The sequence below is a fragment of the Aureisphaera galaxeae genome (assembly GCF_028561275.1).
Taxonomy (GTDB): Bacteria; Bacteroidota; Bacteroidia; order Flavobacteriales; family Flavobacteriaceae; genus Aureisphaera; species Aureisphaera galaxeae.
On the sequence record NZ_JAQQTF010000002.1, the window covers coordinates 451,770 to 467,791 of the forward strand.

Genomic DNA, 16,022 nt, shown 5'->3' on the forward strand with positions numbered 1-16,022 from the left:
AAATTGGTCTTATGGCAGGTGCCTTAGTGGTCATCCCTACATTTAATGAAATTGACAACATAGAAAAATTACTTCGCAACATATTTTCGTTGCAAAGAAAGTTTCATGTTTTAATAGTGGATGACAACTCACCAGACCTCACAGGACTTAAGGTAAAGGAGTTGCAGGAAGAGTTTCCCGAGGCCCTCTTTTTGGAGGAGCGAAAGGGGAAGTTGGGGCTAGGAACCGCCTATATACATGGGTTTAGATGGGCATTGGAGCGGGATTATGAATTTATTTTTGAGATGGATGCCGATTTTTCTCACAACCCTAACGATTTGTTACGACTTTACAATGCTTGTGATAAGCAGGGAGCCGATATGGCCATTGGATCCCGATATATTACAGGGGTTAATGTGGTGAATTGGCCTATGAGCAGGGTATTGCTGTCCTGGGGTGCTTCCAAGTACGTGCGATTTGTTACGGGAATGCCCATTCATGACACCACGGCGGGGTTTATTTGTTACAAACGAAAGGTGTTGGAGCAAATAGATTTGAATAAAATACGTTTTGTAGGGTATGCCTTCCAGATCGAAATGAAATTTAAGGCCTATTTAAAGAAATTTAAGATTGTCGAAGTACCGGTAATCTTTACAGATAGAACGAAAGGAGAAAGTAAAATGAGCTCCGGAATTATAAGCGAAGCCATTTTTGGGGTAATTTCCATGAAGTGGAAAAGCCTTTTCAAAAAAAAGGATGTATGACGAATACGATACTTATTAAGAACGCGCAAATTGTAAACGAGGGCAAGATATTCGAAGGGGATGTTCTCGTAGTTGGGGATCGAATTGCGGAAGTTGCAGAAAGTATTAGCGCAAAATCTGCCGACACCAAAATTATTGAAGCAGACGGATCCTACCTTATACCGGGAATGATCGACGATCAGGTGCATTTTCGGGAACCAGGCCTCACACACAAAGCGACCATCGAAACCGAATCGAGAGCCGCCGTAGCGGGTGGGATTACTTCATTTATTGAGATGCCTAATACCGTACCACAGGCAACAACCATCGAGCTTCTTGAGGACAAGTTTGCCCGGGCAGCCGAAACCTCTTGGGCCAATTATTCTTTTATGTTTGGGGGAACCAACGACAACCTTGAGGAAGTCCTGAAAGTGGACGAAACCAAAGTGGCAGGGCTCAAGTTGTTTTTGGGGTCTTCTACGGGAAATATGTTGGTGGACGACCCTGAAGTACTGGAAGAAATCTTCAGTAAGACCAATTTGCTTATTTCGGTGCACTGTGAGGATGAGACCACTATTAAAAACAACCTGGAAAAGTTCAAAAGTGAATATGGGGAAGATATTCCTATCGCTTTTCACCCAGTCATTCGAAGTGAGGAAGCTTGTTATCTGTCCTCTTCAAGAGCGATCGAACTAGCAAAGAAAACAGGGGCTCGATTGCATGTTTTCCATCTTTCTACCGAAAAGGAAACACACCTTTTCAGTAATAAAATTCCACTTTCAGAAAAAAAGATCACTGCCGAGGTGTGCATTCACCACCTATGGTTTACCAATGAGGACTATGCCGAAAAGGGAACCAAAATTAAATGGAATCCGGCGGTAAAGACCCAAAAAGATAGAGACGGGCTATGGAAGGCATTATTGGATGACCGAATCGATGTCATTGCCACCGATCATGCACCGCATACCTTGGAAGAAAAGGATAATGTGTACACCAAAGCTCCTTCAGGAGGGCCTTTGGTACAACATGCTTTAGAAGCCCTGTTCGAAATGCACCACAAAGGAAGAATTTCGGTAGAAAAGATTGTGGAGAAAACAGCTCACAATCCTGCGATCCTCTTTCAGGTGAAAGACAGGGGTTATATCCGTGTGGGCTACAAGGCCGATTTGGTATTGATAGATCCTAATGCGCCATGGCGTGTTTCCAAAGAAAATATTGCCTATAAATGTGGTTGGTCCCCGTTTGAAGGTACCACCTTTACCTCCCGTGTTATGTATACGCTTGTTAATGGAGTGATTGCTTTCGAAAACGGTAAATTTCCCAATCGCAGTAATGGAGAGCGATTAACCTTCGATCGTTGATGAAAAAAGCCTTTTTTACCATAGGATTGCTTTGGGTTATGGGGTGTCAGGATGTAAAAAAACCTGAACCTCCGCAGAATCTTATTTCCAAAGACGAAATGGTGGATATTTTGGCCGATGCCTATATTGGAAATGCCGCCAAAAGCATCAATAATAGGATGCTGCGTACCAAAGGCATCTATTTGGATTCTGTTTTGTATCAAAAATTCGGGATCGATAGCCTGCAATTCGCTTTGAGCAATGCTTATTACGCATCCGATCTTAATGGATATGCAAAACTACTGGAACAAGTAGAAGAGCAACTGGTAGAGCGAAAAGCTGTAGTGGATAGCCTTTATGAGATTGAGAAAGAAGAGGCCACTCTAAGAAGAGATAGTATCCGTAAAAAAGATAGCATTCGCGTCGATTCCATAAAAAAGCAAAAAGGAGGAACGCTCACCGATCCGGTTCAGGACGAGGAAGAATAGTTTTTAGCGACTCGGCTTATGGTTTCCTCTAAGGGTGTGAATTTCATGCCCAATTGCTGCTTAATTTTCTCAGAACTAAAGGTGGAAACAGTGGTAAGGGAGGCTACCGATTCTTTGGTAAGCCTGCGATGTTTCCCTAATAAAAAACTAACGAAGCCGTCCAAATAGCTCAGCCAGGTTAGTGTTCTTTTGCTCACCGATTTTTTGGGTTCTGGAAGGGAAAACCCCTTCATTAACAATTGCAGCAATTCGCGATAGGTTGCATTGTGCCCCACCAAAATGTAACGTTGATTGGTAATTTGCTTTTCCGTAAGGGCCAACATACTTGACACCACATCTTTTACGTCTACGAATCCACTACCTCCAGAGGTATAGTGTTTCATGCCTTTGGAAGCCTTTTTGAAAATACGGCCACTACCAGAATTCCAGTTCCCCTCACCTAAAATCACCCCCGGATTAACGATCACTGCTTTTAGGCCTTCTTGGGTTGCTCGCCAAACATGCATTTCGGCGCCATACTTCGAAATGGCGTACACATTGTTGTTTTCTTCTGGGTTCCAATGGGAATCCTCGTTGGCTGTAGCTCCATCTATTGGAGTTCCCAAAGTAGCAATAGAACTTACATAGCACAGATAATCTACCTTATGCGATAGGCACAAATTCACCACATTGGCTGTTCCGTTATTATTGATGGATTTCAGTTTTTGATAATCGTGGGTTCTAAAGCTGATATAAGCAGCGCAATGAAACACCTGCGTAACTCCCTGAAAGGCAATTTCCATAGCCGGAAGATCGGTGATGTCGGCCACTACCCATTCTATGGTTTTAAATAATTGTGAGGCCTCTGGGGTAAAATAGGCGAAGATTTCTTCTACCCTTTTTAGGTTGCTATCCTTTCTATGGGTTGCGCGAACCTTTTGTCCATTCTGGGTTAATTGAAGCAGCAAGTGTGCCCCCACCATGCCTGTACCGCCCGTTACTAGAATCATAGGGCTAAGGTAGTACTTCTCAATGAAATCATCTGTCGGGTTTTAGCAAACGGCGATATAATTAATTCTATATATTTGATTATAAGGACAAATGGAAAATGGATATACCAAAGGAAATATACGATCATTATCAAGAGGCTGATGAAGACGGGAGGCTTAAAAGGAGTAAGGGAATTTTGGAATTTGAAAGATCGAAGCAGATCATTGAACGGTTTCTGCATGGAAGGAATATGAGAATATTGGATGTGGGAGGTGGAACAGGGGCCTATTCCTTTTGGCTAGCTGAGTTAGGCCATCAGGTCATTTTAATGGATCCCATGCCCAGCTTGATAGAGGTGGCTAAGAGAAATCCAAGATCTAAAGAGTTGCATGAGATTTGTCTGGGGGATGTTAGGGAAATAAATAGTGAAGAAACCCCTCACGATTTAATTTTATGTTTTGGACCATTTTATCATTTAACCGATTCTGATCAGAGAGAAATAGCACTGCAGGAGCTATTTAGAAATTTAAAACCCGGTGCTTTCGTATTAATTGCTGGAATTAGTAAATATGTTTCTTTGATTCAATCCGGATTCTTTGACGGAATGCTAGAAGAAGATGTTTTCAAAAAAATAGTGGAACAAGATTTAAAAGATGGGCAACACAGAAATCCAGTGGATAATACTACCTATTTCACGACCTCTATTTTCATGGAACCTAAGGCTTTGGAAACAGAAGTATTAAAAGCGGGCTTCGTTAATATTCAAACAATTGCAGTCGAAGGTCCAGGGTGGCTTCATAAAGACCTCAAGGAAATTGTAAAAGACAATGCAAGGTTAAAGGAATTGATGAGTTGGATTACAAAAGTTGAAGGTATTGAATCGCTAATGGGAATGAGTACGCATTTTATGGTCGTAGGACAGCGACCTAATTAGCACTAAATCAAAAGCCCTCGCATCATATTGATGCCGAAGTCCAATGCCTTACTCGTACTTATTCAACAATCCGAAATCGAAAGGAGTCCAATAAGAGGCTTTCAAACCACTTTCTTTAAAGCCACTGTTTACCCAAGAATTACAAGTTTTTACAAAGGAATAGCTTCCTTCGGCCTTATAAAAGTGGTCGTTATGGTAATATCCGGTATTTGGAAGTTCTATTTTGCCACCACTAGCGTCAAGGCTGAACGACTTTAAAATAAAATCATTCAGTTTTTCCAGTTTGTTCTTGTCAATGGGGACCGCAACCCAACTAGAACGTTTGCTTTTGTGTCGTGTTAGGTGCACAAGGGAAGAACTCTTAAGGAACATGGCCCGAAACGCATTTTTAAAGGTGAGGTCGCCCCAAGTAGGGGTGTTGAGATAAAAATTTTCATCCCCCCAGCCAAAGGCCACGTATTGATCGTCTTCCAAAAACCTTAAATCCCTTGAGAGATTTTCACTTAGACTTTCCCTAGGTATGACGATGTCCAAATGTACCCCGTTAGTGCTTAAATAGACGATGTCCGTTCCTTCGGAATTCGAAGACGCCTTGTTCACAGTAATGGTAGATAGCAACAATGCAATAAGGAAATAAGCCACAGGGACAGCGATCATGTATCCGAGTACTTTCAGTATTTTTTTGACGAGTCTCATCTCTTTGAATGGTTAGTGAATAGGTTTTGGTCAAAAAAAATGCACAGAAACTATGCCATTTTAGACAATTTGGGAATTCACCCTTAATGGATTAGAATTCATATCTTTATAGGGTTATGAAAATTAGAAAAATTAAAATATGAAATTAAAATTACTCTCCCTCCTATTCTTATTCTCGGGTACGGTAGGATGGTCACAAATTGTGGACATTCCCGATGCTGCTTTTAAATCTGCCTGTGTTAACTTACCTATAGTCGATTTTGATGGCGACGGTGTTCCCGAAGCGGATGTGGATACCAACGACGATGGTGAAATACAGGTAAGTGAAGCCGAAGCCGTCCAGAATTTTTATCCCCGAGGGATAGGAATCCTTTCTATGGAAGGCATAGAAGCGTTTTCCAATTTGATACGGATCAACTGTAGTCAAAATTCTCTGTCAACATTAGATTTTTCCCAAAACGTCCTTTTGGAAGAAGTGAGCTGCTTTTTTAATGTCCTAACGAGTTTGGATGTTACAGGGTTGCCCAATCTAAGAACCTTAAGTTGTGATTTTAACGACCTTACTTCCTTGGATGTCTCGCAGAACCCAAATCTGGAACGACTGGATTTTCCTTTCAATCAATTTACCAGTATCGATATTTCCCAAAATCCTGCATTGGTTGCTTTGGATGGGGATTCCAATGGTTTAACTACGATCGATTTTTCACAAAACCCCGCCTTGGAGGTGCTTTCTATAGAGAGCAATCAATTGACAACGATCGATTTTTCTAACAATCCGTTATTGCGTGTCGTCGATCTTCACGATAACAATTTTACGCAGTTGGACCTTTCTGCCAATACCAATCTGGATAAACTCTGGTGCTATGAAAACGATTTGGTTTCGCTCGATATTAGGAACGGAAACAATATGGCCATTTCCATTCTAAATGCATTGGACAATCCGACCTTAGAGTGCATACAGGTAGATGATGTGGTGTTCGCAGGGAATCAGTCCAACTGGTCCATAGATGATTCAGCATTTTACAGTGAGAATTGCGTTTTGAGTGTTTCGTCTGTTTCTGAAGTGAGCGTATCCATTTACCCGAATCCAACTACTTCATCCCTGTTTATAACCGTAGCTGGGACGGAGCAAATTACCGACCTTCAAATTCATGATGTTTTGGGCAGACAAGTATATCGATCTGCAGTACCAACGGAGGAAGTGAATGTGAGTAACTTGAAATCTGGGCTGTTTTTCCTAACGGTTACCTCCGAAACGGGAAAAACCACAAAACAATTTATGAAACGGTAGCTTTTTCATCGAACACTTTTCTCTTTAGAGGCATCCCATTATCTTTGCGCAAATTGTAAATGAGATGCCGAAAAACTTTGTAGAAGAACTTACTTGGAGAGGGATGATTCATGATGTCATGCCCGATACCGAAGACCACCTTAATGAAGCCATGCGAGCTGCCTATGTAGGATTTGACCCAACGGCCGATTCCTTACATATTGGGAATTTGGTTCCTATTATGCTGTTGGCCCATTTTCAGCGATGCGGGCATAAGCCCATTGCTTTGGTTGGAGGGGCTACAGGAATGATTGGAGATCCTTCTGGAAAATCGGCAGAGCGCAATTTGTTGGATGAAGCAACCCTACGGCACAATCAGGAGTGTGTGCGAACACAACTTTCCCAGTTTTTGGATTTTACCTCGGGAGCGGATAATGAAGCGGTGATGGTAAACAATTACGATTGGATGAAGGAGTTCAGTTTCTTGGATTTCATTAGGGATGTGGGAAAACACATTACCGTAAATTACATGATGGCGAAGGATTCGGTAAAGAATAGAATCTCCAACGAAGGTTCTGAAGGAATGTCTTTTACCGAATTTACCTACCAATTGGTGCAGGGATACGATTTCCTTCACTTATACAAAAAAGAAAGTTGTACCCTTCAGTTTGGAGGAAGCGACCAATGGGGTAATATCACCACAGGAACCGAATTGATTCGCCGTATTGGTGGCGGAAAAGGATATGCCTTAACCTGTCCATTAATTACCAAAAGTGATGGTAGCAAGTTCGGGAAGAGTGAAGGGGGCAATGTTTGGTTGGACGCAAAACGAACTTCTCCCTATAAGTTCTATCAATACTGGTTGAATTCCAGCGACGAAGATGCCGAAAAATATATCAAGATTTTCACCTTTTTGGATGAAGCTACCATAACAAGCTTGGTCGAAGAGCACAAAGAAGCGCCGCATATGCGATTGCTTCAGAAACGATTGGCCAAAGAGGTGACCATTACGGTGCATGGAGAAGAAAACTATAACAATGCTCTTAAAGCTTCTGAAATTCTCTTCGGAAAGTCAACAAGTGAAGACCTAAAGTCATTGGATTCTGAAACATTCCTTGATGTTTTTGAAGGCGTTCCCCAAGCTGAACTATCCCTTTCTGAATTGGAAGATGGATTGGATGTCATCGGTGCCTTGGCCGAAAAAACAGGGTTCTTAAAATCGAATGGAGAAGCGCGCCGCGCTTTGAAGGAGAATTCCATTTCTGTAAACAAAGAAAAGGTAGGAGAGGGTTATAAGTTGACCTCCAATGATCTTATCAATGATACTTTCATATTACTTCAACGAGGTAAGAAGAACTATTTCGTTATTAAAGTAGGATAAAAAGAAAACCCCTTGCAAGCACAAGGGGTTTCCAAACTAACTAACCAACCAATTATGAAGGATCTTAACATCCCTTTTTCATAACACTGGTTAAGTCGCAGTTTATTTTTATTCCTTACACCACCCTACAAAAAATTTGAAACTTCCGGATAGGGGATGATCGAGCTAATGAGCAATGCGATGCTGTCCTTTACGATTAAGGTAATACTCAACAAGGTTGCCACTACCAAAATAGACACGGACATATTGTCGTCTTTAATGGCTTGAAATTCGTTAATTCCTCGCGTTAGGATAGAAAACAGGAAGAATACGGAAGCATTGATAATGACCGCTGCCAAAAATCCGATAAGCAAATAAAGCCCTCCATACTGAACAATGGTGCCTACATCTATCGCATCGGTTTGCGTGGTCGATAAACGGACCATATTGGTAATGGAAGGGATGATTTCACTTAAGATAAGGCCTATGGAAAGTACAATTCCTGAGGTGAATACCGTAAATGCTGCATTGCCACCCTTAAGGTCTATGTTCTTAAAGAACAACCGGTGCAATATGCTGTACGAAATATAAATAATGACTACTGAAACCAAAATGGCCAGGATAATTTCGAAAAGTGCTAGGGTAAATAGTTTTTCGTTCATCGTTTTGTTATTTGCTGGTTAAAACCACATCCCAATAGGATATGTCGTTGAAATTAGACGGGAGGGTGCCCGCTTCATAATATTTTGCAGTGGTTTCCCAAACCACATATTTTTTTCCTCTATATACCTTGTTTAGACCTGTAGCAGGTAAGTTGATTCCCAAAATGGAGTGTCGGTAATGCGAACTGTTCAATATGGCTACATCGTAATCGAAGTGCTTTAAAATGGAATAAATAAGCACGGTACGTGTATCGCAGTCTCCCTTCAGATTTTGAAGAAATGCCACCGGATTCTGAATGCCAAACGGCACATTCCCCATGCAGCACTCTGGGCAATCTTCCAATATTCTCCGAATGGAATGTTCGTATAGATTGGCCTCCAAGCATTCATCCTGAAAAATGAAGGAATAGGGAATATCCTGAATGCAGCTTACCACCATTTCGGCGAATTCCATTTGATTGAGTCGCCTGTCGGTATGGATCTGTTGAAAGGTATTGATGACCAAGTCCAAATAAGGACCGTCTTTCTGATCGATATATTCATACAAATCTCCCCAAAAATTCCCACTTGCCTTCGGCTTATACGTTTGTAAATGGTTCCTTAAGTAATTAAAATCACTTTCCCGCACCATAAAATCTCCTACGTAATCATTTCCGTAGTTATCTCTCCAAATCCTATGGCTAGAATAGACCGTTACGGTGTCCAAATCTTCAACAATGGAACTGAGCACTACTCCTTCTTCTTTTTTGAAATTGGTTTCTTCAAAATCCATTTTTAGGGTGTCCAGAAAAACACCTCCCAGAAACTTGAAGCCAAAAACCAGAAGGCTAAGGATAATGAGATTGACAAGGATACCCTTAATCGTAGGCCTCCCAATCCATTTGTAAGTTAGGAATCCTGCTAAGACAAGCGCAAGGATACCGGAAGCACGACTCGGAATTTTAAAAACGATTTCTATAAAGATCCAACCAAACAGACTAAGAATTCCAAAAAGGAAAATCCATAGGCAGCCATTGCTTTTTTGCTTGGGTGAATTCATAAAGATACCATCAGGTTGCAGCCACGAATGTCGCTATTGTCAAATCTACCTAAAATTTCGAAACTTCCATCGGCATGTTTCTTCCCCAAATCTTGAGTCGCAATAAAGGAACAGGAAAACAGGTTCGCCAGATCGATTATATTCAAGCCTCCCGTTTTTCCATGGACCCAAGAAAGTGCGTCTTCAGGATCGCGGGTAAGTACATCCATCCAAGGTGGGCAAAAGAAAAGACCTTTGCCATTAGAGTATGCTTGCGAGAGTAATTCGGTCATGCCGTATTCGCTGTGTATATGAGGCACACCAAACCCTTGGCGTAGGTGTTCATGTAACTCTTCCCGAATCATTTCTTTTCGTCTTCCCTTCATTCCACCAGTTTCCATAACCACCGTATGTTTTAATTGAAATTGATGGGTTTCCAAAAGATCGAGCAACGCGAACGATACTCCAATCAGTAATGTTTTTTGCCCTTTTGCTTCTAAGGCATGAATTGTTTGGGCCAAAGCATCGTGATCGTATAAGTAGAAATTGCTTTCGGGGTGTTTGCTTTTCTTAATGAGGGCATCTACCATATAAATTAGGGAGGAGCCTTCACGTTCCAAATAGGAAGGTAGCAACGCCAAAATAGCCCATTCACCTGGATTTCCGTAGCGCATTTCAAAACCATTCAGGAAACTGTGTTCGTAGATTTGGGTTTTGACCACTTTGTGGGTGCTGGTTTGTTGTCCTGTGGTACCACTGCTGGCAAAAGAAATTTGAGATGGCATTCCACTGGCAATAACGTCATGTGTCTTAAAAAAGGAAATAGGCAGAAAAGGTATTTTTTCTACGGAAGTTACCTCGATTGGATCTGTATGCAAAAGGTCGCAGAATTTTCGGTACACGGGTACCTGTTCGTATTGCCATCGAAAAACTTCCAAAGCGGTTGCTTCGAAGGTGCTTGGGGATTGAATTTCGAATATGTTTTTCTCTAGCATTACGGGATGCCTTATTGGACGATCACACAAAAATAACCATAAAAAAAGCTTCTGCGGGAAACAGAAGCTTTTTCAAAAAAGTATGTGATTCGATTATCTCACAATCAACTTCTTGGTAGAAGTAGCACTTTCTTGAGCAATTTTTACGATGTACATTCCGCTAGTTAATTGAGAAATGTCCAAGGTGTCGTTGCTCATTGTTTGATCGATTACTTTCTTTCCAGAAATATCGAAAATGGCCACAGTCTTCTCTCCGCTTAATTGAGAAACAATGTTGATTTGTGTTTGTGCTGGATTCGGGTATAAAACGAAAGCATTGTTGTCGTTATCCCCAATTCCCAATGTAGTAGAAGCATCATTGTTATCACGAGCAGTGATGTAGTATCCTCCGTCATCGGCTCTTTCAGTAATGATACCTGCAATGAATACAGCATTTGTTGGGATGTCTTGCCCAATGTAGTTCGCATCGAAGAAAGACGTACGGAAATTAAAGCTTCCGTCTCCGTTGGTCAAGGAGTATACAGTTCCTACTTCCCAGAATGGGTTTGGTGCTCCACCAATGTCAACTGCTGGGTTAATGCTTACATATTCAGATTCGTAATTTTCGGCATTACTGTTCAACTCGGTAATGGATACTTCTTGTGGAGTAACGGTGTTGCCTGTACTGGTAGGTGCTCCTGGATCGGTAACAGGAACAAATTGCATCATTCCATTGAAAGAACTCAAAGTACCGATAAGACCAGAAATACCGTCACCAATGGCATAGGTAGTTGTAATGTTGGCAGCTGTATCATCGATTAGGATGGCTCCAGTAGCGTCCTCGATGAACTTTTGGTTTCTGAAGTCCTGTTGGAAAGTCAAAATCGCTTCTCCCGTTAAGGTATACACATTTCCTTCTACAGATCCTCTTAGCGTAGCGATATCGGAAACATCGGTTCCAGGATCACAGTCGGGAGCGTTGATGGTATTTGTAATGTTACAAAGTGTACTGGTAACGGAGTAATCGAAATCTACACCTTCATTCACTCCAGAGATGATGATTTCACCTGTAGCTTGAGAAGAAGGATCGTCTCCAGAGATAGTCCCTTCGGTTGAGGTGATCGTATACGTATCGGTTCCACCACCTTCAAAGTTTAGAGTAGTAGTGTAAGTGTCGGTTCCAGATGTAATGGCGTCACAGGTTACGTCTACTACGAATACATTTAGTGCACAAACAGCACCACAGTCAATGTTAGCAGCTCTTAAAGTGGGAGCTCCTACGCAGAAAGTATCACCGCTTCCTCTTTGAATGGATTCGATGTCTTTATTTCCGTTGGCATCTTCGTTGTATTGAACACTTAGTCCCAATCCAGCAAGAAGCTCAGGATCGTCATTGTCATTGGTATCGTAAACGATTGCGTCTATTAAGTTAGTAGAAGTTACAGGGGTTCCGTCAGGGAAGTTGGCAGCACTATCTTGGTAAATGGCGATCGCATCTGCACCATTTTGAATGGTGTTATCAGCTCCTAAAGCGATATCTACACCGGGTACTGCGTCGCTACCAATGATTAAAAATCCATTAGCATCGGTTGTAAAACCATTAAGGTCTACTGTGGTGTAGCTGGTATCTCCGTTTCCGTTATACAGGACAACGATATAGCCATCCAAACTTTGGCTAGGGTTTTGCGACAATAGCTCGATGAACTCCATGGTGTCCGTAGAAGTCTGGTCGGCATCAACTTCATTGATCTTTACCGCTTGCGCGAAAGTGAAACTTGCACAGAATAAGGCAAGTAAAAGGGTAATTCTTCTCATTAGTTATAATTTTAATTTGGTGTTGCAAAGATAAAAATAATACCTAGGTAATTACTAGGGTATTCTACCTTTTACTATAGGATAATATTCTTTTACTTTTTTTTCCTAAATTGTTTCTTCAATGTTACTTAATCGTTAATATGTTGTATCACCGTTAAGTTACGCTCGATAATGGGTTATATTTAACTCGTTTTAATCAGTAATTGCCAAAAATGAAGAAAAAACACACTAAGATTTTACTCGTCGATGATGAACCAGATATCTTAGAAATCATTGGGTACAACCTTTCTAGCGAAGGATACCAGATCTACACGGCAGAAAATGGTATTGAGGCCATTTCGCAAGCCAAAAAGCAAAAGCCCCACCTTATTATTCTGGATGTTATGATGCCTGAAATGGATGGGATTGAAGCTTGTGAAAAATTGAGAGCGATTCCAGACCTATCCGAAACTGTTATTACTTTTCTAACAGCAAGAGGAGAGGATTATTCGCAAGTGGCGGGCTTCGAAGCGGGTGCCGATGACTACATTACCAAACCCATTAAGCCTAAAGTTCTTGTAAGCAAGGTAAAAGCATTGCTTAGGAGATTTAAGGAAGCCGATGAGCAAGACGCTAGCATGAAGTTGGGAAATCTTGTTATTAACCGTGAGGAATACAAGGTGCTAAAGGGGAAAGAAGAGATCATTCTTCCCAGAAAGGAATTCGAATTATTGGCGCTTTTGGCTTCAAAACCCGGTAAAGTTTTTAAGCGTGAAGACATTTTAGATCGTGTTTGGGGGAATGAAGTAGTTGTAGGCGGTAGGACAATTGATGTACATATTCGTAAATTGCGGGAGAAAATCGGAGACGAACGATTTAAAACCGTAAAAGGAGTAGGGTACAAGTTTGTTGTTTAATGGCTAAAAGCTTTAAGAAAACATATAAGTTCGCAGGGTATACCTCGACTTATCTAACGGTATTTTTAACACTCGTTCTGGGTGTTTTTTTTTACTTGTTGGGTGATGTAAGTTGGTGGTTACTCATTCCTTTCGTTGTCGCCTGTTTTCTATTCTCTTTTTTCATCATCCAGTATCGGGTAGAGAAGTTTATCTACAAAAGGGTAAAACGTATTTATGACGATGTACGTTTGCTCGATGCTTCTACCTTCGACAGGAAGCAGATCACTACCGATATGGAAACCCTTACTAAAGAACTGGAGCGCTTTGCCGAAAACAAGAAATTGGAAATCGAAACCCTTAAGGTAAGGGAAAACTATCGTAAGGAATTCATGGGGAATGTTTCACATGAACTTAAAACGCCTTTGTTCACAGTGCAAGGGTATATTCTTACCCTTTTGGATGGTGCAATGAAGGATAAAAACGTTCGAAAAAAATACCTGCAAAGGGCAAGTAAAGGAGTTGAGCGCCTTATCTATATCGTGAAGGATTTGGATATGATTACTAAGTTAGAAGTTGGGGACCTTATGCTTTCACGGGAAGATTTCAATATTATTGAATTGGTACAGAATGTATTCGATCTCTTGGAAATTAAGGCGAACAAAAAAGAGATTTCTCTCACCTTCGATATTGAATATGACGATAGCATTATGGTGAATGCAGACAGGGAGCGCATTCAGCAAGTGTTGACGAACCTCGTGGAAAACTCCATAAAGTATGGTAAAAAAGGCGGTACGACCGAAGTGAGCATCGAAGACTTAATAAAAAATAAAGTGATTCTTCGTGTCACAGACAATGGTGAGGGTATTAGCGAAGAGCACATTCCCCGATTATTCGAACGTTTCTTCCGTGTCGACAAAAGTGGTTCCCGAAAGGAAGGGGGAAGTGGTTTAGGTCTGGCGATCGTGAAACACCTGATTGAGGCCCACGATGAAAAAATTTATGTGGAAAGTCAGTCAGGAATAGGTTCCGAATTCTCTTTCACCCTCGAAAAGGCCAAATAATGTTCCATAGTCCAATTCGGTCTTAAAGGATTTTAATCCGCTGTACAGTGGAATCTTCCCTAACTGATCTAGACTGAATTTTTCTTGTTTACAGGAAGGTACGATCCCTTTTTGCTTTAATTGCTTTGCTAAGTATTTCTGTTCGTATTGCCCGGGCGTAGGAATAAAAAAGGCTTCCTTTTCCATGGCGGCCAAGTCCATAATGGTGGTGTAACCCGATCTGGATACAACAATTTTACTTTCGTTAATGCATCTTTCCAAGTCCCTGCTCTGCATGAAGTTTACGATGGTAATATTGTCTTTAACATACACTTGGTTTTCTTCTTGAACCACTCCACGGACCAAGATTACTTTTTTATCGGTATTGAGGAAAGCATCCATCATTTTTACTTCCAGAAGGGTTCGTTGCGGTTCGGGACCAGATAATAACACCAATACGTCGTATTTCAAATCCAAATCCTTCTTTTCCATACGGCTTAGTGGACCTATATATTTCACTGGAAAATTCAACTGTTTCGGGTGCCCCAGTTTTCCGGTAAGGTTAATGGAATCCTTTACATCGGGCACCCAACATTCGTGGTACTTCTTAATGATGCGTTGATGCATTTTACTACTGAAGAAAGACGTATTTCCGCTAAGTACATTGATTTGATGTGTAAGAAATACGGAAGGCACTTTCTTATTCCTTATCCCCATTCTGTTATCACTAATGATTCCTTGAATCTTCCCATCGGCTACGAGTTGCTTTACCAACTTTTTTTCGGCGGTCATGGCCTTTTTTATACTGGGTAGCTTGAGGAACATCTTTAACTTGAACCATTCTCCCTTTTTTGGATAGGTAATGTCATAGGAGGGAAGTTCTACAAAAGGTAGGTTGGGGAATTCTTTTCTCAATATAAGTAACGCGGCTCCGTCACTACCCAAGAGTACATCGTAACCTTCCTTCATCAATTCCTTGATAATGGGGATGCATCTGGTCGCATGACCCAGGCCCCAATGCAATGGAGCTACCAATATGGTCTTGTTCTTTTTCAAATGAGGGAACTTGTCATTAAATTCTTTCATTTCTGAATAAAAACAAAGGTAAGGATTCTTACACCCCATTAATATTTCCTTAATTTTACCGAAATTTTAATCAACCATTAAATTTGTGGGAAGTAAGAATAAGCTCAAGCGGTTTAAAGAGAATGAAACTTTCAAAAATGTGCTACAGCCAACCCGTGAGGAGGTGGTGAATGGCAGCTTTTCTTTGAAGGGAAAATGGAATTCCGATTTTTTTGAAAATGACCAGCCCATTGTGCTGGAATTGGGTTGTGGAAAAGGGGAGTATTCCGTGAATCTTTCGAAAAGATATCCAGAGAAAAATTTCATAGGTGTAGATATAAAGGGGGCCCGTTTTTGGAGAGGGGCCAAAACCGCATTGGAGGAAAACCTGACAAATGTTGCTTTTTTAAGAACACAAATTGAACTTATTGAAGGTTGCTTCGATTCGGATGAGGTGGATGAAATTTGGATCACCTTTCCCGATCCGCAGATTAAGTACAAAAGAACCAAGCACAGGCTTACAAATACCGCCTTTTTAGATCGTTATCGAAAGATTCTAAAGCCCGGTGGCTTCATCCATCTTAAAACGGATAGTGAATTCATGCATGGGTACACATTAGGTTTGTTGCATGGGATGCAGGAAGAGATTTTATACGCCCATCACGATGTTTATGGAAGTGAAGGCTCGCCACCAGAAGTTACCTCAATACAGACTTTTTATGAATCCCAATACTTAGAGGAAGGCAAAAAAATAACCTATATAAGATTTCAACTGCGTTCTAAATAAATCT

The 16,022-nt window shown here is 41.1% G+C and carries 16 protein-coding genes; 9 read left to right on the top strand and 7 right to left on the bottom strand.

The genetic code is table 11. The features are described from left to right. The first annotated feature begins 11 nt into the window (after positions 1-11). The 3 genes from POV27_RS01850 to POV27_RS01860 are packed head-to-tail and all read left to right on the top strand — an operon-like array spanning position 12 to position 2,550. Complete coding sequence (locus tag POV27_RS01850; protein WP_272861029.1) at positions 12-743, top strand: polyprenol monophosphomannose synthase; 732 nt, start codon at positions 12-14, stop codon at positions 741-743. After that, a complete protein-coding gene (locus tag POV27_RS01855) occupies positions 740-2,083 on the top strand; it encodes a dihydroorotase (RefSeq protein ID WP_272861030.1) in 1,344 nt (447 codons plus the stop codon). Before POV27_RS01850 ends, POV27_RS01855 begins: the two co-directional genes overlap by 4 nt. Further along, complete coding sequence (locus POV27_RS01860; RefSeq protein ID WP_272861031.1) at positions 2,083-2,550, top strand: DUF4296 domain-containing protein; 468 nt, start codon at positions 2,083-2,085, stop codon at positions 2,548-2,550. The genes POV27_RS01855 and POV27_RS01860 overlap by 1 nt, the downstream gene beginning before the upstream one ends. Here POV27_RS01860 and POV27_RS01865 read toward each other — a convergent pair. Beyond that, positions 2,532-3,539 carry an NAD-dependent epimerase/dehydratase family protein gene (locus POV27_RS01865; RefSeq protein ID WP_272861032.1) on the bottom strand — a complete coding sequence of 336 codons (1,008 nt, stop codon included), beginning with the start codon at positions 3,537-3,539 and terminating at the stop codon, positions 2,532-2,534. The two genes, POV27_RS01860 and POV27_RS01865, sit on opposite strands and share 19 nt — an antisense overlap. 98 nt (positions 3,540-3,637) lie before the next feature. On the opposite strand from POV27_RS01865, the gene POV27_RS01870 reads away from it, so the two are divergent. Beyond that, positions 3,638-4,453, top strand: coding sequence for a class I SAM-dependent methyltransferase (locus tag POV27_RS01870; protein WP_272861033.1), 816 nt, complete (start codon positions 3,638-3,640; stop codon positions 4,451-4,453). 48 nt (positions 4,454-4,501) lie between these two features. On the opposite strand, the gene POV27_RS01875 is transcribed toward POV27_RS01870, so the two are convergent. After that, positions 4,502-5,149: a TIGR02117 family protein gene (locus POV27_RS01875; protein WP_272861034.1), complete on the bottom strand. Its 648-nt coding sequence runs from the start codon at positions 5,147-5,149 to the stop codon at positions 4,502-4,504. Positions 5,150-5,288: 139 nt separating this feature from the next. Between POV27_RS01875 and POV27_RS01880 the strand changes: the two genes are divergently transcribed. Together POV27_RS01880 and tyrS are read left to right on the top strand one after the other, a co-directional pair. Then, on the top strand, positions 5,289-6,440 hold the full coding sequence (locus tag POV27_RS01880) for a T9SS type A sorting domain-containing protein (RefSeq protein ID WP_272861035.1): 1,152 nt from the start codon (positions 5,289-5,291) through the stop codon (positions 6,438-6,440). A 64-nt stretch (positions 6,441-6,504) separates the two neighbouring features. Further along, positions 6,505-7,800 (top strand): tyrosine--tRNA ligase, encoded by a 1,296-nt coding sequence (gene tyrS, locus POV27_RS01885; RefSeq protein ID WP_272861036.1) that lies wholly within the window; start codon positions 6,505-6,507, stop codon positions 7,798-7,800. Positions 7,801-7,925: 125 nt separating this feature from the next. On the opposite strand, the gene POV27_RS01890 is transcribed toward tyrS, so the two are convergent. The 4 genes from POV27_RS01890 to POV27_RS01905 all read right to left on the bottom strand — a co-directional run bounded on the left by POV27_RS01890 (position 7,926) and on the right by POV27_RS01905 (position 12,248). Further along, positions 7,926-8,441 carry a DUF350 domain-containing protein gene (locus tag POV27_RS01890; RefSeq protein WP_272861037.1) on the bottom strand — a complete coding sequence of 172 codons (516 nt, stop codon included), beginning with the start codon at positions 8,439-8,441 and terminating at the stop codon, positions 7,926-7,928. Between the two features lie 7 nt (positions 8,442-8,448). Further along, positions 8,449-9,480, bottom strand: a complete 1,032-nt coding sequence (locus POV27_RS01895) for a hypothetical protein (protein ID WP_272861038.1) — start codon at positions 9,478-9,480, stop codon at positions 8,449-8,451. After that, positions 9,477-10,454 (bottom strand): LuxE/PaaK family acyltransferase, encoded by a 978-nt coding sequence (locus POV27_RS01900; RefSeq protein ID WP_272861039.1) that lies wholly within the window; start codon positions 10,452-10,454, stop codon positions 9,477-9,479. The genes POV27_RS01895 and POV27_RS01900 overlap by 4 nt, the downstream gene beginning before the upstream one ends. A gap of 93 nt (positions 10,455-10,547) precedes the next feature. Continuing rightward, positions 10,548-12,248 (bottom strand): T9SS type A sorting domain-containing protein, encoded by a 1,701-nt coding sequence (locus tag POV27_RS01905; RefSeq protein ID WP_272861040.1) that lies wholly within the window; start codon positions 12,246-12,248, stop codon positions 10,548-10,550. 212 nt (positions 12,249-12,460) lie between these two features. Here POV27_RS01905 and POV27_RS01910 point away from each other — a divergent pair, with 212 nt between their 5' ends. Then, on the top strand, positions 12,461-13,144 hold the full coding sequence (locus POV27_RS01910) for a response regulator transcription factor (protein WP_272861041.1): 684 nt from the start codon (positions 12,461-12,463) through the stop codon (positions 13,142-13,144). Next, the gene (locus POV27_RS01915; RefSeq protein ID WP_272861042.1) at positions 13,144-14,187 is read left to right on the top strand and encodes a sensor histidine kinase; all 1,044 of its coding nucleotides are present in this window, start codon (positions 13,144-13,146) and stop codon (positions 14,185-14,187) included. The genes POV27_RS01910 and POV27_RS01915 overlap by 1 nt, the downstream gene beginning before the upstream one ends. Here POV27_RS01915 and POV27_RS01920 read toward each other — a convergent pair. Then, a complete protein-coding gene (locus POV27_RS01920) occupies positions 14,140-15,252 on the bottom strand; it encodes a glycosyltransferase (RefSeq protein WP_272861043.1) in 1,113 nt (370 codons plus the stop codon). The genes POV27_RS01915 and POV27_RS01920 overlap by 48 nt on opposite strands. 85 nt (positions 15,253-15,337) lie before the next feature. Between POV27_RS01920 and trmB the strand changes: the two genes are divergently transcribed. After that, the gene (gene trmB, locus POV27_RS01925) at positions 15,338-16,018 is read left to right on the top strand and encodes a tRNA (guanosine(46)-N7)-methyltransferase TrmB (protein ID WP_272861044.1); all 681 of its coding nucleotides are present in this window, start codon (positions 15,338-15,340) and stop codon (positions 16,016-16,018) included. The last annotated feature ends 4 nt before the right edge of the window (positions 16,019-16,022 follow it).